This window comes from Streptomyces tagetis (assembly GCF_018069565.1).
GTDB lineage: Bacteria > Actinomycetota > Actinomycetes > Streptomycetales > Streptomycetaceae > Streptomyces > Streptomyces tagetis.
This window is the reverse complement of the sequence record NZ_JAGPNL010000008.1, coordinates 184420-205561: the sequence shown is the minus strand read 5'-3', so window position 1 is coordinate 205561 and position 21142 is coordinate 184420. Positions and strand designations below refer to the sequence as shown.

General features: G+C 74.1%; 21 protein-coding genes. 15 read left to right on the top strand and 6 right to left on the bottom strand.

Annotated elements, in window-relative coordinates; translation table 11 throughout:
* Positions 1-98 precede the first annotated feature (98 nt).
* The 8 genes from rpmI (at position 99) to J5Y05_RS25265 (ending at position 9148) form a co-directional block, all read left to right on the top strand.
* Complete coding sequence (rpmI, locus tag J5Y05_RS25300) at positions 99-293, top strand: 50S ribosomal protein L35 (RefSeq protein WP_055574739.1); 195 nt, start codon at positions 99-101, stop codon at positions 291-293.
* A 109-nt stretch (positions 294-402) separates the two neighbouring features.
* Complete coding sequence (rplT, locus tag J5Y05_RS25295; protein ID WP_019325184.1) at positions 403-786, top strand: 50S ribosomal protein L20; 384 nt, start codon at positions 403-405, stop codon at positions 784-786.
* Between the two features lie 153 nt (positions 787-939).
* The gene (locus J5Y05_RS25290) at positions 940-1800 is read left to right on the top strand and encodes a TrmH family RNA methyltransferase (RefSeq protein ID WP_210875380.1); all 861 of its coding nucleotides are present in this window, start codon (positions 940-942) and stop codon (positions 1798-1800) included.
* Between the two features lie 49 nt (positions 1801-1849).
* Positions 1850-2989 (top strand): sensor histidine kinase, encoded by a 1140-nt coding sequence (locus J5Y05_RS25285; protein WP_210875379.1) that lies wholly within the window; start codon positions 1850-1852, stop codon positions 2987-2989.
* Between the two features lie 146 nt (positions 2990-3135).
* Entirely contained in the window at positions 3136-4257 is a 1122-nt protein-coding gene (gene pheS / locus J5Y05_RS25280; protein WP_210875378.1) for a phenylalanine--tRNA ligase subunit alpha, read from the top strand.
* Complete coding sequence (gene pheT / locus J5Y05_RS25275) at positions 4257-6770, top strand: phenylalanine--tRNA ligase subunit beta (protein ID WP_210875377.1); 2514 nt, start codon at positions 4257-4259, stop codon at positions 6768-6770. The genes pheS and pheT overlap by 1 nt, the downstream gene beginning before the upstream one ends.
* A gap of 371 nt (positions 6771-7141) precedes the next feature.
* Positions 7142-8482 (top strand): NsdA family TPR-like regulatory protein, encoded by a 1341-nt coding sequence (locus J5Y05_RS25270; RefSeq protein WP_210875376.1) that lies wholly within the window; start codon positions 7142-7144, stop codon positions 8480-8482.
* Between the two features lie 120 nt (positions 8483-8602).
* Entirely contained in the window at positions 8603-9148 is a 546-nt protein-coding gene (locus J5Y05_RS25265; protein ID WP_210875375.1) for an NUDIX domain-containing protein, read from the top strand.
* A gap of 85 nt (positions 9149-9233) precedes the next feature.
* Here J5Y05_RS25265 and J5Y05_RS25260 read toward each other — a convergent pair whose 3' ends face one another.
* Positions 9234-10124 carry a 3-hydroxybutyryl-CoA dehydrogenase gene (locus J5Y05_RS25260; protein ID WP_247615282.1) on the bottom strand — a complete coding sequence of 297 codons (891 nt, stop codon included), beginning with the start codon at positions 10122-10124 and terminating at the stop codon, positions 9234-9236.
* A 160-nt stretch (positions 10125-10284) separates the two neighbouring features.
* Here J5Y05_RS25260 and J5Y05_RS25255 point away from each other — a divergent pair, with 160 nt between their 5' ends.
* Entirely contained in the window at positions 10285-11526 is a 1242-nt protein-coding gene (locus J5Y05_RS25255) for a glycoside hydrolase family 10-like protein (protein WP_210875374.1), read from the top strand.
* Positions 11527-11654: 128 nt separating this feature from the next.
* On the opposite strand, the gene J5Y05_RS25250 is transcribed toward J5Y05_RS25255, so the two are convergent.
* Positions 11655-11849: a DUF1918 domain-containing protein gene (locus tag J5Y05_RS25250; RefSeq protein WP_210875373.1), complete on the bottom strand. Its 195-nt coding sequence runs from the start codon at positions 11847-11849 to the stop codon at positions 11655-11657.
* Positions 11850-12188: 339 nt separating this feature from the next.
* Between J5Y05_RS25250 and J5Y05_RS25245 the strand changes: the two genes are divergently transcribed.
* Complete coding sequence (locus J5Y05_RS25245; protein WP_210875372.1) at positions 12189-12782, top strand: histidine phosphatase family protein; 594 nt, start codon at positions 12189-12191, stop codon at positions 12780-12782.
* Here J5Y05_RS25245 and J5Y05_RS25240 read toward each other — a convergent pair.
* Together J5Y05_RS25240 and J5Y05_RS25235 are read right to left on the bottom strand one after the other, a co-directional pair.
* Complete coding sequence (locus J5Y05_RS25240) at positions 12764-13210, bottom strand: DUF6314 family protein (protein WP_210875371.1); 447 nt, start codon at positions 13208-13210, stop codon at positions 12764-12766. The genes J5Y05_RS25245 and J5Y05_RS25240 overlap by 19 nt on opposite strands.
* Before the next feature lie 33 nt (positions 13211-13243).
* Complete coding sequence (locus tag J5Y05_RS25235; protein ID WP_210875370.1) at positions 13244-14524, bottom strand: MFS transporter; 1281 nt, start codon at positions 14522-14524, stop codon at positions 13244-13246.
* Positions 14525-15009: 485 nt separating this feature from the next.
* On the opposite strand from J5Y05_RS25235, the gene argC reads away from it, so the two are divergent.
* From argC to J5Y05_RS25210, 5 genes are read left to right on the top strand one after another with little or no spacing between them, the layout of a single operon-like run.
* Entirely contained in the window at positions 15010-16038 is a 1029-nt protein-coding gene (gene argC, locus J5Y05_RS25230) for an N-acetyl-gamma-glutamyl-phosphate reductase (protein ID WP_210875369.1), read from the top strand.
* Complete coding sequence (gene argJ, locus J5Y05_RS25225; protein WP_210875368.1) at positions 16035-17186, top strand: bifunctional glutamate N-acetyltransferase/amino-acid acetyltransferase ArgJ; 1152 nt, start codon at positions 16035-16037, stop codon at positions 17184-17186. Before argC ends, argJ begins: the two co-directional genes overlap by 4 nt.
* Positions 17183-18091: an acetylglutamate kinase gene (argB, locus tag J5Y05_RS25220; protein ID WP_210875367.1), complete on the top strand. Its 909-nt coding sequence runs from the start codon at positions 17183-17185 to the stop codon at positions 18089-18091. The genes argJ and argB overlap by 4 nt, the downstream gene beginning before the upstream one ends.
* Entirely contained in the window at positions 18088-19293 is a 1206-nt protein-coding gene (locus tag J5Y05_RS25215; protein ID WP_210875366.1) for an acetylornithine transaminase, read from the top strand. Before argB ends, J5Y05_RS25215 begins: the two co-directional genes overlap by 4 nt.
* A gap of 7 nt (positions 19294-19300) precedes the next feature.
* Positions 19301-19840 (top strand): arginine repressor, encoded by a 540-nt coding sequence (locus tag J5Y05_RS25210; protein WP_210875365.1) that lies wholly within the window; start codon positions 19301-19303, stop codon positions 19838-19840.
* 37 nt (positions 19841-19877) lie between these two features.
* Here J5Y05_RS25210 and J5Y05_RS25205 read toward each other — a convergent pair whose 3' ends face one another.
* A complete protein-coding gene (locus tag J5Y05_RS25205; RefSeq protein ID WP_210875364.1) occupies positions 19878-20615 on the bottom strand; it encodes an FAD:protein FMN transferase in 738 nt (245 codons plus the stop codon).
* 55 nt (positions 20616-20670) lie between these two features.
* Positions 20671-21142 (bottom strand): FMN-binding protein (locus tag J5Y05_RS25200; RefSeq protein WP_210875363.1); only part of this gene is annotated, 472 nt, incomplete at its 5' end.

Sequence of the window (21142 nt, the reverse complement as noted above, 5' to 3'; positions counted from 1 at the left end):
TGAGTCCCCCGGTCGTATCCGATACAAGAGCGACGCTCCACCGTGCCCGGTTTCACGACCGGGCACCGGAGTGCCACCGACGAGGAGAGAACGGCGCTATGCCGAAGAACAAGACGCACAGCGGTGCCAGCAAGCGCTTCAAGGTCACCGGCTCCGGCAAGGTGCTGCGTGAGCGCGCCGGCAAGCGCCACCTGCTCGAGCACAAGTCGTCCCGTGTGACGCGTCGCCTCACCGGCAACGCCGAGATGGCCCCGGGCGACGCCAAGAAGATCAAGAAGCTTCTCGGCAAGTGACGTGACGGCGCCCGGCCACCCGGCCGCGCGCGCCGTCCGTCAGGACCGGGACCCATTCGATTCCGGGCCGCGTCAGGACCACCGCGGCCCCGCTACAAGGAGTTAACAAGTGGCACGCGTCAAGCGGGCAGTCAACGCCCACAAGAAGCGCCGGGCGATCCTCGAGCAGGCCTCCGGCTACCGCGGTCAGCGTTCGCGCCTGTACCGCAAGGCCAAGGAGCAGGTCACCCACTCGCTGGTCTACAACTACAACGACCGCAAGAAGCGCAAGGGTGACTTCCGCCAGCTCTGGATCCAGCGCATCAACGCTGCGGCCCGCGCCAACGGCATCACGTACAACCGCTTCATCCAGGGTCTGAAGGCCGCCAACATCGAGGTGGACCGCAAGATCCTGGCCGAGCTGGCCGTCAACGACGCCGGCGCGTTCGCCGCGCTCGTCGAGGTCGCGCAGAAGGCGCTGCCGAGCGACGTCAACGCGCCGAAGGCCGCGTGACGCTGCGCTCGCACCGAGCCGACGTGACAGCAGGACCCGCAGGCTGAAGCCTGCGGGTCCTGCTGCGTCGGCGGCGATCCGCCGCCGGCATCCCACAACCGCCGTCGTGGCCCGACCCCGTCGCGGCGGAGAGTCGCTGACGAAGGTGAACACATGCGCCCCGCCACCCCTGAGCTGATCTCGCCCCGCTCGGCCCGCGTCACCGCCGCCCGGCGGCTGGCCAAGCGGAACGCCCGCAGCAAGGAACGCCTCTTCCTCACCGAGGGACCCCAGGCCGTGCGGGAGGCGGCGGCACACCGCGGCGACGGCACCCCCACCCTCGTCGAACTGTTCACCACCGCCGAGGCCGCCGAACGCCACGCCGACGTGGTCGGCGCCGCCCGCGAGGCCGGCGCCCGCGTCCACCTCGCCGCCGACCAGGTCATCGAGGACATCTCCACCACCGTCACCCCGCAGGGCCTGGTGGGTGTCTGCCGCTTCCTCGACACCCCCTTCGAGGAGATCCTCGCCGCCCGCCCCCGGCTCGTCGCCGTCCTCGCCCACGTCCGCGACCCCGGCAACGCCGGCACCGTGCTGCGCTGCGCCGACGCGGCCGGCGCCGAGGCCGTCGTCCTCACCGACGCCTCCGTCGACCTGTACAACCCGAAGGCCGTCCGCGCCTCCGTGGGCTCCCTGTTCCACCTGCCCGTCGCCGTCGGCGTCCCCGTCGAGGAGGCCGTGGAGCGGCTGCGGGAGACCGGCGTCCGGGTCCTGGCCGCCGACGGGGCCGGCGAGGACGACCTCGACGCCGAACTGGACGGGGGCACCATGGGCGGCCCCACCGCCTGGGTCTTCGGCAACGAGGCGTGGGGCCTGCCGGCCGAGACCCGGGCCCTCGCCGACGCCGTCGTCCGCGTCCCCATCCACGGGATGGCCGAGAGCTTGAACCTGGCGACCGCCGCCGCCGTATGTCTCTACGCGTCGGCGCGTGCACAGCGCGCCGCCGGAGGGTGCCGCTCCGTCACCGGGAGCTAGTAGGCTGACCAGCGCGGGGCCCTGCGCGGCTGAGAGGTGGGGTACGGGGATGAGCGTCGGCACGAGCAGCGCACCGGGAGCGGGCCGGACGGGGCGTCCCCCCGCGCCGCGCCGTCCGGCGGACCTCACCGGCCTCGGCCTCGACCCCGACGACCTGCCCGACGGACTCGTCGTCGCCGACGAGCACGGGCACGTCATCTGCTTCAACACCGCCGCCGTCCGCATCACCGCGGTCGCCGCCGCCGACGCGCTGGGACAGCCCCTGGAGAAGGTCCTCCCCTTAGAAGACCTCGACGGGCGACGCTGGTGGCAGCTCACCGACCCCTACGGCGGCCTCGCCATCCGGGTCCGCCAGCCCGAGCGGAACCTGCTGCTGCCCGGCGGCCGGGAGGTCCTCGTCTGCGCCCGGTACGTGCGCACCGAGCCCACCGGCCCCGTCCACCGCGTCGTCGTCACCCTGCGCGACACCGAGGCCCGCCGCCGCACCGAGCGCAGCCACGCCGAGCTGATCGCCACCGTCGCCCACGAGCTGCGCTCCCCGCTCACCTCCGTCAAGGGGTTCACCGCGACGCTGCTGGCCAAGTGGGAGCGGTTCACCGACGACCAGAAGCGGCTGATGCTGGAGACCGTCGACGCCGACGCCGACCGGGTCACCCGGCTCATCGCCGAACTCCTCGACATCTCCCGCATCGACTCCGGCCGGCTGGAGGTGCGCCGCCAGCCCGTCGACATCGGCGCCGCCGTAGGCCGCCACATCCAGGCGTACGTCGCCGCGGGCCAGCCCGCCGACCGCTTCCTGCTCCGCCTCTCCCAGCCGCTGCCCGCCCTGTGGGCCGATCCGGACAAGATCGACCAGGTGCTCAGCAACCTGCTGGAAAACGCGGTGCGCCACGGCGAGGGAACCGTCACCATCGACATCACGCCCACCGCGTCCCCCCGTGAGGGAGAGGACGCCGGCACGTCGGTCACCGTGAGCGACGAGGGGCCCGGTATCCCGGAGGAGTCCATGAACCGCGTCTTCACCCGCTTCTGGCGGGGCAGCAAGCGCGGCGGCACCGGCCTCGGGCTCTACATCGTCCAGGGCATCGTCGAGGCCCACGGCGGCACCATCACCGTCGGCCGGGCCTCCGGCGGCGGGGCCGAGTTCCGATTTACGTTGCCCGTGGCGGCACCGGCGTACCTCACCTGAGAGCCGTCGGCCCCCACGGGCGCATCCGCATTCCCCCGCCCCGTTAGACTCGGCGTCTGGCACCTTTGTGTCCCGCAGACGGAGACGCTTCGTCCACGAGCCGGTGACGGGGACCATCAGCCAGCCAATCGGAAGCACGGGAAGAGATGTCGGCACCGAATAAGTCGTACGACCCTGTCGAGGTCGAGGCGTTGAAACCGGAAGAGATCGAGCGCATGCGGGACGAGGCGCTCGCCGCCTTCGCCGCCGCGGACTCCCTCGACGCGCTCCAGGAGGCCAAGGTCGCCCACACCGGCGGCACCTCCCCGCTGGCGCTGGCCAACCGTGAGATCGGCGCCCTGCCCCCGCAGGCCAAGGCCGAGGCCGGCAAGCGCGTCGGCCAGGCCCGCGGCGCCGTCAACAAGGGGCTCGCCGCCCGCCAGGCCGAACTGGAGGCCGAGCGCGACGCCCGAGTCCTGGTCGAGGAGGCGGTGGACGTCACACTGCCCTACGACCGCGTCCCGGCCGGCGCCCGCCACCCGCTCACCACGCTCTCGGAGCGCATCGAGGACGTCTTCGTCGCCATGGGCTACGAGGTCGCCGAGGGCCCCGAGGCCGAGGCCGAGTGGTTCAACTTCGACGCCCTCAACATCGGCCCGGACCACCCGGCCCGCGGCGAGGCCGACACGTTCTTCGTGCGCGGCCCCGAGGGCGGCACCGAGTCCGGCGTCGTGCTGCGCACCCACACCTCGCCGGTGCAGATCCGCTCCCTGCTCGACCGCGAGCCGCCGGTCTACGTGATCTGCCCCGGCCGCGTGTACCGCACCGACGAGCTGGACGCCACCCACACCCCCGTCTTCCACCAGGTCGAGCTGCTCGCCGTCGACGAGGGCCTGACCATGGCCGACCTCAAGGGCACCCTGGACCACATGGTCCAGTCGCTGTTCGGCGAGGGCATGAGGACCCGGCTGCGGCCGAACTTCTTCCCCTTCACCGAGCCGTCCGCCGAGATGGACATGCTCTGCTACGTCTGCAAGGGCGCCTCCGTCGGCAACCCCGACCGGCCCTGCCGCACCTGCTCCAGCGAAGGCTGGATCGAGCTGGGCGGCTGCGGCATGGTCAACCCGCGGGTGCTCACCGCCTGCGGCGTCGACCCCGAGAAGTACAGCGGCTTCGCCTTCGGGTTCGGCATCGAGCGGATGCTGATGTTCCGCCACAACGTCGAGGACATGCGAGACATGGTCGAGGGTGACGTCCGGTTCACCCGGCCGTTCGGGATGGAGATCTGATGCGGGTCCCGCTTTCCTGGCTGCGGGAGTACGTCGACCTGCCGGCCACCGAGACCGGCCGCGACGTGCAGGCCAAGCTGATTTCGGCCGGTCTGGAGGTCGAGACGGTCGAGCACCTCGGCGCCGACCTCAAGGGGCCGCTCGTCGTCGGCCGGGTGCTGACCATCGAGGAGCTGGAGGGCTTCCGGAAGCCGATCCGCTTCTGCACCGTCGACGTCGGCTCGGCCAACGGCACCGGCGAGCCGCAGGAGATCGTCTGCGGCGCCCGCAACTTCGCCGTCGGCGACAAGGTCGTCGTGGTCCTGCCCGGCGCCGTGCTGCCCGGCGGCTTCGCCATCTCCGCCCGCAAGACCTACGGCAAGGTCTCGCACGGCATGATCTGCTCCAGCGACGAGCTGGGCATGGGGGATGACCGGACCGAGGGCATCATCGTCCTGCCGCCGGAGACCGAGACCGGCAAGGACGCCATCGAGCTGCTGGAACTGGTCGACGAGGTCCTCGACATCGCCGTCACCCCCGACCGCGGCTACTGCCTCTCGATCCGCGGCGTGGCCCGCGAGGCCGCCACCGCCTACGGGCTGCCGCTGCGCGACCCGGCCCTGATCGACGTCCCCGGCCCGAACGCCTTCGGCCACCCGGTACGGGTCTCGGACCCGGCCGGCTGCGACCGGTTCACCGCCCGCACCGTGACCGGGCTCAACCCGGACGCGCGCTCCCCGATCTGGCTCCGGCGCCGGCTCCAGAAGGTCGGCATGCGCCCGATCTCCCTCGCCGTCGACATCACCAACTACGTGATGATGGAGATCGGCCAGCCGCTGCACGCCTACGACCGCTCCCTCGTCCAGGGCGCCATCGGCGTGCGCCGCGCCGAGCCCGGCGAGAAGCTCACCACCCTCGACGGCGTCACCCGCACCCTCGACGCCGAGGACCTGGTGATCACCGACGAGCGCGGCCCGATCGGCCTGGCCGGCGTCATGGGCGGCGCCGACACCGAGATCGGCGACCACGACGACCCCGGCAAGGCCACCGGCGACGTCGTCATCGAGGCCGCCCACTTCGACGCCGTGTCCATCGCGCGCACCGCCCGCCGCCACAAGCTCTCCTCCGAGGCGTCCCGGCGCTTCGAGCGCGGCGTCGACCCGAAGGCCGCCTCGGCCGCCGCCCAGCGCACCGTCGACCTGCTGGTGCTGCTCGCGGGCGGCACCGCCGAGGCCGGCGTCACCGAGGTCGTCGCGCCGGGCGCCCCCACCACCATCACCATCCCGGCCGACCACCCCGACAAGGTCGCGGGCATGTCCTACGGCCGGGAGAGCGTCGTACGCCGCCTCCAGGAGGTCGGCTGTGACGTGTACGGGCAGGACGAGCTGGTCGTCACCGTCCCGTCCTGGCGGCCCGACCTCACCGACCCGAACGACCTGGCCGAAGAGGTCATCCGGCTGGAGGGCTACGAGAACCTGCCCACCACCCTGCCCAGACCCCCGGCGGGCCGCGGCCTCACCCACCGCCAGCGGCTGCACCGCCGCGTCGGCCGCGCCCTGGCCGGCGCCGGCTACGTGGAGGCGCCCGGCTACCCGTTCCTCTCCGAGCAGGTCTTCGACCAGCTCGGACTGGAGGCCGACGACCCGGCCCGGCGCGTGGTGAAGCTGACCAACCCGCTCAGCGACGAGGAGCCCGCGCTGCGCACCTCGCTGCTGCCCGGTCTGCTCGGCGCGCTGCGCCGCAACGACGGGCGCGGCTCGCACGACCTGGCGCTCTTCGAGACCGGACTGGTCTTCCACCCGCGCGAGGAGGAGCGGACCGCCGTCCACCCGGCCGTCGACCGGCGCCCCGGCGCCGAGGAACTGGCCGCGCTGGACGCCGCCCTGCCCGAGCAGCCCCGGCACGTCGCCGTGGTCCTGGCCGGTGCCCGCGAGCAGTCCGGCTGGTGGGGCAAGGGACGCCCGGCCGACTGGGCCGACGCGGTCGAGGCCGCCCGCACGGTGGCCGGCGAGGCCGGTGCCGAACTCACCGTCCGCAAGGGCCAGTACGGCCCGTGGCACCCCGGCCGCTGCGCCGAGCTGGTCGTCACCGAGGACGGCGCCGAGCGCGTCGTCGGCCACGCGGGCGAACTGCACCCGAGGGTCGTGAAGACCCTCGGCCTGCCCGCCCGCACCTCGGCGATGGAGCTGGACCTCGACGTCCTGGAGCGGGTCGGCGACGACACCCCGCAGGCGCCGGGCATCTCCACCTTCCCGGTCGCCACGCAGGACGTCGCCCTGGTCGTCGACGCGTACGTCCCCGCGGCGGACGTGGAGGCGGCGCTGCGCGAGGGCGCCGGCGAACTGCTGGAGTCCATCCGCCTGTTCGACGTCTACGACAACGCCGAGCAGCTCGGCGAGGGCCGCAAGTCGCTGGCGTACGCGCTGCGGTTCCGCGCGGGCGACCGGACGCTGACGGTCGACGAGGCGTCGGCGGCGCGTGACGCCGCGGTGGCCCTCGCGGGCGACCGGGTGGGCGCCGTGCTGCGCGCCTAGCGGTACGCAGGGAGGCCATTTTGCGCCCCCGCGAGGACGTCACACCGACGTCCTCGCGGGGGCGCGGCGCGTTGCGCCCGCCGTCACGACGCGCCGGGGCAGGACGAAGGGCCTCGTACAGGTGATGCCGGCGGGGCCGCCCGCCCCGCCAGGAGTGTCGGGCGGGTCGCGGGGCGGGCGGCCGAAGGCGGGCCACCGCTGTACGAGGGGGAGCCGGCGGCCCGGCCGGCCTCTTTCGAGGCAGCTCAGTCAACCGGCCCCGGCACCCTGCGCGACAGCGCGCACACCGTACGGATACGCGTACTTCGTTCACACCCCGTGTGAAGAGCGGCACACTACGCTGACGGCACCGAGCCACCCGGGGGGCCTCCATGCAGCCCAACACTCTGCTCGACGCGATCCTCCACGAGGCGGGGATCTCGAACGCGGGGCTGGCCGCGCACGTCAACCAGGCCGGACGGGCGCGCGGACTCACCCTGCGCTACGAGCACACCGCCGTCGCCCGGTGGCTGAAGGGCCAGCGCCCCCGAGGCCAGGTCCCCGACCTGATCTGCGAGGTCCTCGCCGCCCGGCTGAACCGCCCGGTCGTCCTCGACGACATCGGCCTCGGCCTGCCCGGCGAGCCGGCCGCCGCGCACACCGGCCCGCTGGGCGGGTTCGTGGACCGCGCCACCGCCCTGTGGCGCTCCGACCAGCAGCGGCGCCCGCACCTGCCGGGTGCCCCCGCGCTCACCGGCACCCCCGCGGTGATGCCGGTGTGGGAGTGGGAGAACCCGCCCGAGGACACGGACGTCTCCCGGGGCGGCCGGCACCGGGTCACCCCGGCCGACCTGGCGATGCTGCGCGCGGCCCGCGCCCACTACGAGCAGATGTACCGCAAGGCCGGCGGCATGGCGACCCGCGACCGCGTCGTCGGCTTCCTCAACGCCGAGGCCGCCCCGCTGCTGCGCGGCGGCTACACCGACGCCACCGGCCGCCGGCTGCACCGGGCCACCGGCGGACTGGTCGCGGTGGCCGGCATCTGCGCGTACGACTCGGACGCGCACGGCCTCGCCCAGCGCTACTTCCACCAGGCCCTGCGCCTCGCCAAGGCCAGCGGCGACCGGGCCCTGGGCGCCTACGTCATCGCGCTCCTCGTCAACCAGGCGCTGTACCTGCGGGAGTACCGGCAGGCCGTCGCCTTCGCCGAGGCCGCGCTGCGCGCGGCGGGCGGCCAGACCACCCAGGCGCTCGCCTCCGACCTGTACGCGATGCAGGCCAAGGCGTACGCGCACCTCGGCGACGCCGCCGGCGCCCTGGCCTGCATCCGGCGGGCCGAGCGGGCCGCCGAGCGCATCCGGCGCGGTCACGAGCCCGACGAGACCGGCTACGTCCAGCCCGGACTGGTCAACGTCCAGGTGGCGGAGGCCCTGCTCAGCCTCGGCGAACTGGCGGCGGCGGGGGAGCACGCGGCGGCGGCCGTGGACAACCCGGCGCACGACCGCGGCCGGGTGCACCGGCTCGCCATGCTGAGCACCGTCGCCCTGCGCCGGGGAGACGCCGACACGGCGGTGGCCACCGCCGTGCGGATGGCGGAACAGGCCCGGGGAATGGAGTCCCAGCGGCTGCGCGAGAGGCTCCGCGCGGTCCGCGGACACCTGGTCCGCAGCGGCTGCGCCGGTGTGGCGGAGGCGGCCGAGCTGATCGACGGGGCGCTGCGCGTTCCGCTGTGACCGGCCGGGGACCGGCGCGTCCCCGCGCCCGCGGTGCCCCGTGAGCGGGCGCCGTGCGCCTGCTGCGGGCCCCGGCCCGGCTGCGATATTGCCCCCTACCCGACGGAAGGTGGCGCGGCTGTGCAGTGGACGAAACAGAACGAGCAGACTGTGTACGCGAATCGCTGGTTCAGCGTCAATCTCGCCGATGTCGAACTGCCCGACGGCCGCCGTCTCGACCACTTCCTCATCCGGCTGCGGGCAGTGGCCGTCGCCACGGTGGTGAACGCGGCCGACGAGGTCCTCCTGCTGTGGCGGCACCGCTTCATCACGGACAGTTGGGGGTGGGAACTGGCCGCCGGGGTCGTCGAGGACGGCGAGGACGTGCGGGCCGCCGCCGCCCGGGAGCTGGAGGAGGAGACCGGCTGGCGGCCCGGACCGCTCAAGCACCTGATGAGCGTGGAGCCCTCCAACGGCCTCAGCGACGCCCGCCACCACGTCTACTGGTCGGACAGCGGCGAGTACGTCGGGCATCCCGTGGACGACTTCGAGTCGGACCGCCGGGCCTGGGTCCCGCTCAAGCTGGTGCCGGACCTGGTGGCCCGGGGCGAGGTCCCCGCCGCGGGCATGGCCGCCGCGCTGCTCCTCCTGCACCATCTGCACCTCGGCCGGGACCGGACCGCCTGAGGACCGGACCGGACCGCCTGAGGCCGGGACCGGCCGCGGGCCCGCTGGGGGCGAAGCCGGTACATCCCGGCCCGGCGCGGGTGTCTCAGCCGTAGGTGTAGAAGCCCGAGCCGCTCTTGCGGCCCAGACGGCCCGCGTCGACCATGCGCTGGAGCAGCGGGGGAGCGGCGTACAGCGGCTCCTTGAACTCCTCGTACATGGAGTGCGCGACCGAGGCGACGGTGTCCAGGCCGATCAGGTCGGAGAGCTTCAACGGCCCCATCGGGTGGGCGCAGCCCATCTCCATGCCGTTGTCGATGTCCTCGCGGCTGGCGATGCCCGACTCGAACATCCGGATCGCGGAGAGCAGGTACGGGATGAGCAGGGCGTTGACCACGAACCCGGAGCGGTCCTGGGCGCGGATGGCGTGCTTGCCGAGCACCTTCTCCGTGAAGAGCTGCGCTCGGCTGATCGTGCCCTCGGAGGTGGTGAGGGCCGGGATCAGCTCGACGAGCTGCTGCACCGGGGCCGGGTTGAAGAAGTGGATGCCGATGACGTGGTCGGCACGCGAGGTGGCGACCGCCAGCCTGACCAGCGGGATCGAGGAGGTGTTGGAGGCCAGGATCGCGTCCGGGCGCACCACCACCTGGTCGAGCACCTGGAAGATCTCCGTCTTCACCTGCTCGCTCTCCACCACGGCCTCGATCACCAGGTCACGGTCGGCGAACTCGCCGAGATCGGTGGTGAAGCCGAGCCGCTCCTGTGTGGCGTCCCGCTCCTCCTCGGTGATCTTCCCGCGCTCGGCGGCCTTGGCGAGGGAGGTGAACAGCCGGGTCCGGCCGATCTCCAGGGCTTCGCCGGTGGTCTCGGCGACCTTGACGTCCAGGCCCGCGCGGGCGCACACCTCGGCGATGCCCGCTCCCATCTGGCCGCAGCCCACCACGCCGACGCGTGCGATATCTCCCGAGATGCCGGTCACATCGTCCCTTTCGCTCATCCACGCTCTGGCGGCAGGCCCGCCGGGGTCGCCGGCGCCTGCTCCGATCGTGCACGTTACCCCCGGAGCGCCGTGGAACCCTCGCCCGGGTCGGGCATGCTGGGAGGCCGTACCCGATCCGTGACCGCGCGGATCGGTCCGCAGCGTCCGGAGGTCGTCCATGGGCCGTGTCTCCCGCCGGGCCTTCACCGTGGCCGCGCTGTCGGCGCTCACCACGGCACCGGCCGCCTCCTCCGCCCTCGCCGAGCAGGAGCGACGCCGGGGCGGGGCCCCCGCCACCGAGATGCGGGGCCTGTGGCTGGCCACCGTCGCCAACCGGGACTGGCCCAGCCGGGCCGGGCTGAGCGCGGGCGAGCAGCGCGCCGAGCTGCTCCGGCACCTCGACAACGCGGTCCGCCACGGGCTCAACACCGTCTTCTTCCAGGTGCGGCCCGCGGCCGACGCGCTGTGGCCCTCGCCGTACGAGCCGTGGAGCGCGTACCTGTCCGGCTCCCAGGGGCGCGACCCCGGCTGGGACCCGCTGGGCACGGCCGTCGCGGAGGCCCACGCGCGCGGCCTGGAACTGCACGCCTGGTTCAACCCGTACCGGGTCGCCGTCCACGAGGACCCGGCACGCCTGCTGCCCTCCCACCCCGCCCGCCGTCACCCCGAGTGGGTGGTGCCCTACGCCGGGCAGCTCCACTACGACCCGGGGCTCCCCGAGGTGAGGGCCTTCGTGCAGGACGCGATGGTGGACGCGGTGGAGAGGTACCCGGTGGACGGCGTCCACTTCGACGACTACTTCTACCCCTATCCGGTGGCCGGCCAGGACTTCGACGACGCCGCGAGCCACGCGGCCCACGGCGCGGGCTTCGCCACCCGGGCCGACTGGCGGCGGGACAACATCGACCGGCTGGTACGGGAGATGGCCGAGCGGGTCCGGGCGGTCCGGCCCGCCGCCCGCTTCGGCGTCAGCCCCTTCGGCGTGTGGCGCAACGCCGCCTCCGACCCGCGCGGCTCGGCCACCACCGCGGGCGTGCAGACCTACGACGACCTGCACGCGGACACCCTCGCCTGGGTGCGGGAGGGCCGGCTCGACTACATCGTGCCGCAGCTCTACTGGCACGTCGGCATGGACGCCGCCGACTACGCGACGCTGCTGGCCTGGTGGGCGGGGGCGGCCCGGGGCAGCCGTACCCGCCTCTACATCGGCGAGGCGCTCTACAAGGCCGGAGACCCGGCCCGGGAGGCGCAGTGGCAGGACCCCGCCGAACTCTCCCGCCACCTGGCCCTCGCCCGGCTCCACCCGGAGGTCCGCGGCCACGTGTTCTTCGCGGCGAGGGACCTGGCGGAGGACCGTATCGGCGCGATGGCCCGCGTGACGGCGGACCACTACGGCCGCCCGGCCGGACCCCCGCGCTGACCTCCGGGCGCGGGGGCGGGCTCGTACGCCCGCTCCCGCCCACGGGCGTGCACGACCCGGCGGCCGGGGCCGCCGGGCCGTGGGCGCGGCCGGAGGGCCTTCCCCCTCCGGCCGAACGACCGATACGGCTAGCGTCGTGTCTCGCGGGGCCGGATCTCCGCGTCCGGGCCGGGGGAGCAGACGGCCTCGTGGCCGTCCTCGAACCGGACCCGGTACGGCGGACTGCCCTTGTCACCCATGACTTCGACGATCTCCGCGACCTTGTCCTGCTGCCCGACCACCCGGCCGTGCTGGACGAGGCGGTCACCCTTGATTGCGTGCATGTCCGCGGCCTCCTCATCTGTCGGTCCGCCGCTCGGCCTCTGGCCCGCCGGGCCACCGCGACGCGGACCGGTTCCGCACCGGCCGTCGGCGGGCCGCCACCGTCGGGTGCCCATCCGCGGAGCACCGACGCCACCAGTGTGGGCAGCGGCCGGGGCGGGCCGCAACCGGCCGCCCCGGGCACACCCGCCGCCGCTCCCCGGGCACACCCGCCGCCACGCCCCCGGCGCCGCGGCCGGGAGGTCCCGGGCCCGCCTGCGGTCGGTGAGGTCCCCTCCACCCACGGTCACCCCGGGCGGGCACCCCTTGACCGGCTTCCCGTCCCGGCCCACCATCACCGCATGGCGCTTCGGGTCACGTTCGTCGCGGCTGCCCGCAGCTCTCCGCTGCTCGGGGAGCGCTTCGGAGAGGACCGGCCGCTGGACCAGGCCGGATGGGACGAGGTGCTGCGCGCCGCGCCCGACCTGCTGCCCCTGGCGGCGGCCGAGCTGCGCTACTGCTCGCCCACCCCGCGCAGCCGCGCCACCGGAGACGCCCTCGGATACGCGCCCCTCGTCCAACTCGCCCTGCGCGAATGCGATATGGGCCGCTGGCACGGGCTGACGATCGGCGAGGCGATGGCCCGGGAACCCGCCGCCGTGGACGCCTGGCTCAGCGACCCCCGGGCCGCCCCGCACGGCGGCGAATCGCTGCTGGCGCTCATCACCCGGGTCGGCGGCTGGCTCGACACCCGGCCCGGCGGCGACGGCGACCGGCTGGTGGCGGTCGCCGAGCCCTCGGTGATCCAGGCCGCCCTGGTCTACGCGCTGAACGCGCCGCCCGCCTCGTACTGGAACCTCGACGTGCGTCCCCTGTCGGTGACCACCGTGACCGGCGGCGCGGGCCGCTGGCACCTGCGGCTGGAGGCGGTGCGGGTTCAGCCCTCGCGCAGGTAGTCGGTGACCAGCACCAGGTCCTTCGCCGGTCCGCCCACCCGCCACACCGTCCGCCAGCGGTCGGCGCCCTGGACGGTGAACTCGCCGCGGTAGAAGTCGGCGGCGCAGGGGTGGCCGGCCACGTGGTGCCCGGTGGTCAGGTCCAGGCCGTGGAAGGGCCGCCCGTCGGCGAACCGCACGTCGGCCGTGCCCGGCGCGGCCCCCGGTTCGTAGCGCAGCGTGCGCTCGGCGGGCCGGGTCACGCCCTGCCAGGTGAAGTCCCCGTGCTCCCGGCTCAGCAGCCCGCCGCCCTCGCGCGCCGCGAACACGGTGACCCCCTCGAAGCGGCCCTCGACGCCACCGGCGAGGTCCCGCACGGTCCGCTCCGTACGCCACCGCCCCGCGAGATACGCCAGGACGTCCGGCACCGCCCACTCCCCACTCACCACCCGACCTCCGTTCCCCGACCCGCCCCGGCATTCTCACCCATCCGCCGGAGCCCTCGGCGGCGAGGGAAGGGCCCGTCCCAGCCGGGCGAGCGGGGACAGCGCCATCAGCGCCGGGGAGAGCAGCATCCCGGCGGCTGCCACCAGGAGTCCGGTACGGGCCCCCCACACGCCCGCGAGGACGCCACCGACCAGCGAGCCGAGCGGGGCCAGCCCCATACCGGCGAAGGTGATGGTCGCGGCCACGCGGCCCTGCATCCCGTCCGGGGTGACGGTCTGCCGGACCGCCATGACGGTCACGTTCACCAACTGGCCGCCCACCCCGAAGACGAAGTTGACCGCGAGGAGCGCCGGGACCGTCACCGCCGGGGGCCCGTGCAGCGCGGGCACGCATAGAAACACGCCGTCGCCGAGCGCCGCCGCGGACACGAGCACCGCGCCGTGTCCGAAGCGGCCCGGGAGGCGGGCGGCGAGCAGCGAGCCCAGGAGCGCGCCCGGCCCCGTCGCCGCGAGCGCCAGCCCGACGGCGGTGCCCGACAGGTGCAGGTCCCGGGGGAGGAACAGCAGATAGGCGGTCATCACCGCCGCGAAGGAGAACTGGAAGGCGGCGGAGGCGAGGCACACCGTGCGCAGCGAGGTGTCGCGGGCGACGAAGCGCAGGCCCTCGACGACGCGCCGCCGGACACGAGGGGGAGTCCCCGAGGGTTCCGGAAGGCGTTCGGGGCGGCGCATCCGCCGGATCGACAGGAACGACAGCGCGAAGAACACGGCACCCGCGGCGGCGGCGACCGGCGCCGACAGCACGGACACGAGCGCGCCGCCGAGGGCCGGACCGCCGATCTGCGCGGCGGACCGGCTGCCCTCCAGCGCGCTGTTGCCCCGCACGAGCTGGTCGCGGGTCACCAGCCGTACCAGAGACGTCTGGTAGGCCACGTCGAAGAACACGGACAGGGCCCCGACGGCGAAGGCGACCACCAGCAGCGCCGGCAGGCCGAGCACGCCGAGGAGGCCCGCCACGGCGGCGGCGCCCAGTGCCAGGGCACGGCCGGCGTCCGTCAGCACCATCACCGTACGGGTCCGCCACCTGTCCACCCACGCGCCGGCGAGGAGCGACAGCAGCAGGACCGGCGTCTGCCCCACCGCGCGCAGGGCGCCCAGTTGGCCGGCCCCGGCGTCGAGCGTCAGGACGGCGAAGAGCGGAAGGACCACCAGACTCGTGTGCTCGCCCAGTTGGGAGACGGTCTGGCCGAACCAGAGTCGGCGGAAGTCACCGTCCCGCCACAGCCCCGCCGAAGCGGCCCGGCTGGAATCAGGCACGGCGGATAAAGAGGAGGAAGGGGAGGACGGCGGCACAAGGACCCCTCGAACGACCGGAGAAGGGACCGCCTGCCGGCGACCGGCTCACGGCCCTCCCGGCCGGCGGAGAGGAAAGGCTCTCCGTGCCACAACCGGGGGCGGCACGCGATGACCGGCCACGCGGGCCACGAACGTCAACGCCCGCCGGACCGACCGACCATGCCCACCCCTCCTCACCGCCGCGGTACCGGGCGCACGCTAACCCTTGCCCGGGGCGGAGGAAAGCGGATTTCCCCCTCCCGCACGGACCTACCCACCGGCCCCGCCGCATTCCACACCGGCGCCCGCACCGCGCCCCCACGGCCCCCCGACCACCCGTAGCCCGATCCCCACCCCCGCGCGGGGCGACGCGACCCGGCCATTCCGGCCCCGAACGTGGCTCGAACGGGATTGCATAAACGTGCAGGGATGCGTATAGTCATGCCATCCAGGAGGAGGGTTTTTCCATGGCGGTACGTGTGGCGGTGGCCGGTGCGAGCGGGTACGCGGGCGGAGAGCTGCTGCGTCTCCTGCTCACGCACCCCGAGGTCGAGATCGGCGCCCTGACCGGCAACAGCAACGCCGGACAGCGGCTGGGCGCGCTCCAGCCGCACCTGCTGCCGCTCGCCGGACGGGTCCTGGAGCCGACCGCGCCCGAGGTCCTCGCCGGACACGACGTGGTCTTCCTCGCCCTGCCCCACGGGCAGTCCGCCGCCGTCGCCGAACAGCTCGGGCCGGACGTCCTGGTGATCGACATGGGCGCCGACTTCCGGCTCACGGACGCCGCGGCCTGGGAGCGCTTCTACGGCTCCCCGCACGCCGGCACCTGGCCCTACGGCCTTCCCGAACTGCCGGGTGGCCGCGCCGCGCTGGAGGGGTCCAAGCGCGTCGCGGTACCCGGTTGCTACCCGACCGCCGTCTCCCTGGCGCTCTGCCCGGCCTACGCCGCCGGACTCGCCGGGCCCGAGGCCGTGATCGTCGCCGCCTCCGGCACCTCCGGCGCCGGCAAGGCACCCAAGCCGCACCTGCTCGGCAGCGAGGTCATGGGCTCCATGTCGCCCTACGGCGTCGGCGGCGTCCACCGGCACACCCCCGAGATGATCCAGAACCTCGGCGCGGCGGCCGGCGAGCCCGTCACCGTCTCCTTCACCCCGACCCTCGCGCCGATGTCCCGCGGCATCCTCGCCACCTGCACCGCCGCCGCCCGCCCCGGCGTCACCGCCGAGTCGCTGCGCGCCGCGTACGAGAAGGCGTACGCCGACGAGCCCTTCGTCCACCTGCTGCCCGAGGGCCAGTGGCCCGCCACCGCCTCCGTCCACGGCTCCAACGCCGTGGTGGTGCAGGTCGCCCACGACACCGCCGCGGACCGGATCATCGCGATCAGCGCCATCGACAACCTGACCAAGGGCACCGCGGGCGGTGCCGTGCAGAGCATGAACATCGCCCTGGGCCTCGACGAGACCACCGGACTGACGACGATCGGAGTTGCGCCGTGAGCGTGACGGCAGCACAAGGCTTCACGGCGGCCGGCATCGCCGCCGGGATCAAGGAGAACGGCAACCCCGACCTGGCCCTCGTGGTCAACACCGGCCCCCGCCGCGCCGCCGCCGGCGTCTTCACCGCCAACCGCGTCAAGGCCGCCCCCGTCCTCTGGTCCGAGCAGGTCCTCAAGGCCGGCCGGCTCTCCGCCGTGGTCCTCAACTCCGGCGGCGCCAACGCCTGCACCGGCCCGCAGGGCTTCCAGGACACCCACGCCACCGCCGAGAAGGCCGCCGAGGCGCTCTCCGTCGCCGCCGGCGAGGTCGCCGTCTGCTCCACCGGCCTCATCGGCATCCTGCTCCCGATGGACAAGCTCCTCCCCGGCGTCGAGACCGCCGCGGCCCACCTCTCCGAGCACGGCGGCGAGAAGGCCGCCATCGCCATCAAGACCACCGACACCGTCCACAAGACGTCCGTGATGACCCGGGACGGCTGGACCGTCGGCGGCATGGCCAAGGGCGCCGGCATGCTCGCCCCCGGCCTCGCCACCATGCTCGTCGTGCTCACCACCGACGCCGACCTGGAGGCCCCGGTCCTGGACCGCGCCCTGCGCGCCGCCACCCGGGTCACCCTCGACCGGATCGACTCCGACGGCTGCATGTCCACCAACGACACCGTCCTGCTGCTCGCCTCCGGCGCCTCCGGCGTCACCCCGGAGTACGACGCGTTCGCCGAGGCCGTCCGGGCGGTCTGCGACGACCTCGGCCGGCAGCTCATCCGGGACGCCGAGGGCGCCGGCAAGGACATCAAGGTCGAGGTCGTCAACGCCGCGAGCGAGGACGACGCGGTCCTGGTGGGCCGCAGCATCGCCCGCAACAACCTCCTCAAGTGCGCCATCCACGGCGAGGACCCCAACTGGGGCCGCGTGCTCTCCGCCATCGGCACCACCTCCGCCGCCTTCGAGCCCGACCGGCTGAACGTCGCCATCAACGGTGTCTGGGTCTGCAAGAACGGCAGCGTCGGCGAGGACCGCGACCTGGTCGACATGCGCTACCGCGAGGTGCACATCGTCGCCGACCTCGCGGCCGGCGACGCCACCGCGACCATCTGGACCAACGACCTCACCGCCGACTACGTCCACGAGAACAGCGCCTACTCCTCATGAGCAACGGACCGACCCGCAAGCACACCGCCCTGCCCAAGGCCCAGATCCTCATCGAGGCCCTGCCCTGGCTGACCCGGCACCACGGCAAGACGGTCGTCGTCAAGTTCGGCGGCAACGCCATGGTCGACGAGGACCTGAAGGCCGCCTTCGCCCAGGACGTCGTCTTCCTGCGCCACGCCGGCCTCAAACCGGTCGTCGTGCACGGCGGCGGCCCCCAGATCAGCGCCGCCCTCGACCGGCACGGCATCGTCAGCGAGTTCAAGGCCGGACTGCGCGTCACCACCGAGGACGCCATGGACGTCGTACGGATGGTGCTGGCCGGACAGGTCCAGCGCGAACTGGTCGGGCTCCTCAACGAGCACGGACCCTTCGCCGTCGGGCTCACCGGCGAGGACGCCCACACCATCAGCGCCACCCGGCACCGGCCCGAGATCGACGGCGAACGCGTCGACATCGGCCGGGTCGGCGAGATCACCGCGATCGACACCGGCGCCATCGAGGCGCTGCTCGCCGACGGACGCATCCCGGTCGTCTCCTCCATCGCCCGCTCCGAGGACGACGGACACGTCTACAACGTCAACGCCGACACCGCCGCCGCCGCGCTCGCCGCGGCGCTCGGCGCCGAGACCCTGATGGTCCTCACCGACGTCGAGGGCCTCTACGAGGACTGGCCGCACAGCGACGAGGTGATCAGCCGTCTCACCGCGTCCCAACTGGAGAAACTCCTGCCCGAGCTCTCCTCGGGCATGGTGCCGAAGATGGAGGGCTGCCTGCACGCCGTACGCAACGGCGTCACCACCGCCCGCGTCATCGACGGCCGGGTCCAGCACTCGATCCTGCTGGAGATCTTCACCGACGAGGGCATCGGCACGATGGTCGTGCCGGACGGACAGGGGGAGTCGTGACCAACGAGGAACTCACCGCGCGCTGGCAGGGCGCGCTCATGAACAACTACGGCACGCCGCGCCTGCCCCTGGTCCGCGGCGAGGGCGCCCGGGTCTGGGACGCCGACGGCACCGGGTACCTCGACTTCGTCGGCGGCATCGCGGTCAACGCGCTCGGCCACGCCCACCCGGCCGTCGTCGAGGCGGTCACCCGGCAGATCTCCGCGCTCGGCCACGTCTCCAACCTCTACGTCGCCGAACCCCCCGTCGCCCTCGCCGAACGGCTCCTGTCCCACTTCGGCCGCGACGGCAAGGTCTACTTCTGCAACTCCGGCGCCGAGGCCAACGAGGGCGCCTTCAAGATCGGCCGGCTGACCGGGCGGCCCCACATGGTCGCCACCGAGGGCGGCTTCCACGGCCGCACGATGGGCGCCCTCGCGCTGACCGGCCAGCCCGGCAAGCGCGACCCGTTCCTGCCGCTGCCCGGCGACGTCACCCACGTCCCCTACGGCGACGCCCAGGCGCTGGCCGCCGCGGTCACCGAGGAGACCGCCCTCGTCGTCATCGAGCCGATCCAGGGCGAGAACGGCGTCGTCGTGCCGCCCCCGGGCTACCTCAAGGCCGCCCGCGCCATCACCGCCGCCACCGGCGCCCTGCTCGTCCTCGACGAGGTGCAGACCGGCGTGGGCCGCACCGGCCACTGGTTCGAGTACCAGGCCCACGAGGGCGTCCTCCCGGACGTCGTCACCCTCGCCAAGGGGCTCGGCGGCGGACTGCCGCTCGGCGCCACCGTCGCCTTCGGCCGCGCCGCCGACCTGCTCGGCCCCGGCCACCACGGCACGACCTTCGGCGGCAACCCGGTCGCCTGCGCCGCCGGACTCGCCGTCCTCGACACCATCGCGGACCAGGGCCTGCTGGAGAACGTCAAGCGGCAGGGCGAGACGCTGCGTGAGGCGATCGAGTCCCTCGGACACCCGCTCGTCGACCACGTCCGGGGCGCGGGCCTCCTGCTCGGTATCGTGCTCACCGGGCCGGCCTCCGCCGCGGTGCAGCAGTCGGCCCAGGACGCCGGAATCCTCGTGAACGCGCCCGCCCCCGATGTCGTACGGCTGATGCCCCCGCTGATCCTCGGCGACGACGTGGTGGACGCCTTCCTCGGGGCCCTGCCCGGCATCCTCGACCAGGCCCTCGCGGCCCACGGGGACGGACGATCCGGAGAATGAGACGACGATGAGCCAGGCGCAGGAGCAGGAGCAGACCGCGGGCCCCGCGGTGCCGCAGACCCGTACCGCACGCCACCGCAGGATCGTGGACATCCTGAACCGGCAGCCGGTGCGCTCGCAGAGCCAGCTCGCCAAGCTGCTCGCGGACGACGGGCTGAACGTCACCCAGGCGACGCTCTCCCGGGACCTGGACGAGCTGAACGCGGTGAAGATCCGCAACGCCGACGGCGACCTGATCTACGCGGTGCCCAGCGAGGGCGGTTTCCGCACCCCGCGGGCGCCGCTGGGCGGGTCGGTCAAGGAGGAGCGGATGCGGCGGCTCTCCGCCGAACTGCTGATCTCCGCGGAGGCGTCGGCGAACCTCGTGGTCCTGCGCACCCCGCCCGGCGCCGCGCAGTTCCTCGCCTCGGCCATCGACCAGGCCGAACTGCACGACATCCTCGGCACCATCGCCGGGGACGACACGCTGCTGCTGATCAGCCGGGACCCGGCGGGCGGCCAGGCCCTCGCCGACCACCTGCTGCGGCTCGCCCAGAACGGGACCTGAGCCCGCCCGCGCCCCACCGGACCCGGCCGCCCGCTCCTCAGCCGAGCCAGGCGGCCAGGCCCTCGGTGCAGCGGACCTCGTCGCCCGCCGTGATGAGCAGTGCCTCCACGTCCGGCAGGGACTCCAGCCAGTCCAGGCCCTCGCGCGAGCCCATGGCGAAGGCCGCCGTCGCCCAGCAGTCCGCCCAGGTCAGCCGGGGCGCCACCACGGTCACCGAGACCAGGTCGGTCACCGCGGAGCGCCCGGTGCGCGGGTCGACGACATGCGCGCCGCGCTCCGCCGAGCCCGAGGTGGCGACGGCCAGCTCCGCCGCGCCCGCGGCCGAGACGACCGCCGCGAGCCCGCCCGGACGCAGCGGGTCCGCCACCCCCACCCGCCAGGGCCGTTCCGTCCCGGGCGTCCCGAGGAGCTGCACGTCCCCGCCGCCGTTGAGGTTGACGCCGTGGGCGCCGGCCGCCGCGATCCGCCGGGCGGCCCGCTCCACCGCCCAGCCCTTGACGATCCCGGTCGGGTCGAGGCGGCCCCGGTAGGCCGTGCTGAACCAGCCCCCGCTGACCCGCTCCGCCTCGGCCGCCAGCTCCAGCACCTCCGCGACCTCCGGCACGCACCGGGCGACCGTCAGCTCGCCCCGCGCCAGCCGGCTGACCTCGCTGTCCTCCCGGTAGGTGCTGAAGACCTCGTCGGCCCGGCGCAGGCCGACGACCGCCTCGTCCAGCGCGGCCCGCACGGCGCCGGGGTCCCCGCCGCGGACGTCGAAGGAGAAGACGGTCCCCATCGTCTCCTCCACCCGGCGCACCGCGGCGGGAGTCCTCGCGGACCCGGAGCCCGGGTCAGCCACCGGCCTGGTCCAGCGCGGACTGGAGCGACTGCTTGTACCCCGCGCTGGTGTAGGTGGCGCCGGAGACGGCGTCGATGTCGGCGGTTCCGGCGGCGACGGCGGCCTGGTTGAGGCGGGGGACGGCGTTGGCGGTGATCTGGTCGCTCTGCCCGCCCTTGGGCGCCTGTACGGCATCGGCGGCGGTGATCTTCCCGCCGCTGACGGTGACGCGGACCTGCACGGGCCCGTACTGGGTCTGGGCGACGGCGCCGGTCAGGGTGCGGGCGTCGGCGGGGGCGGCGGGGGTCTGCGCGGCGGCCTTCGCCTTGTCCAGGGCGGACTGGAGGGACTTCTTGTAGCCGGCGCTGGTGTAGGTGGCGCCGGAGACGGCGTCGATGTCGGCGGTTCCGGCGGCGACGGCGGCCTGGTTGAGGCGGGGGACGGCGTTGGCGGTGATCTGGTCGCTCTGCCCGCCCTTGGGCGCC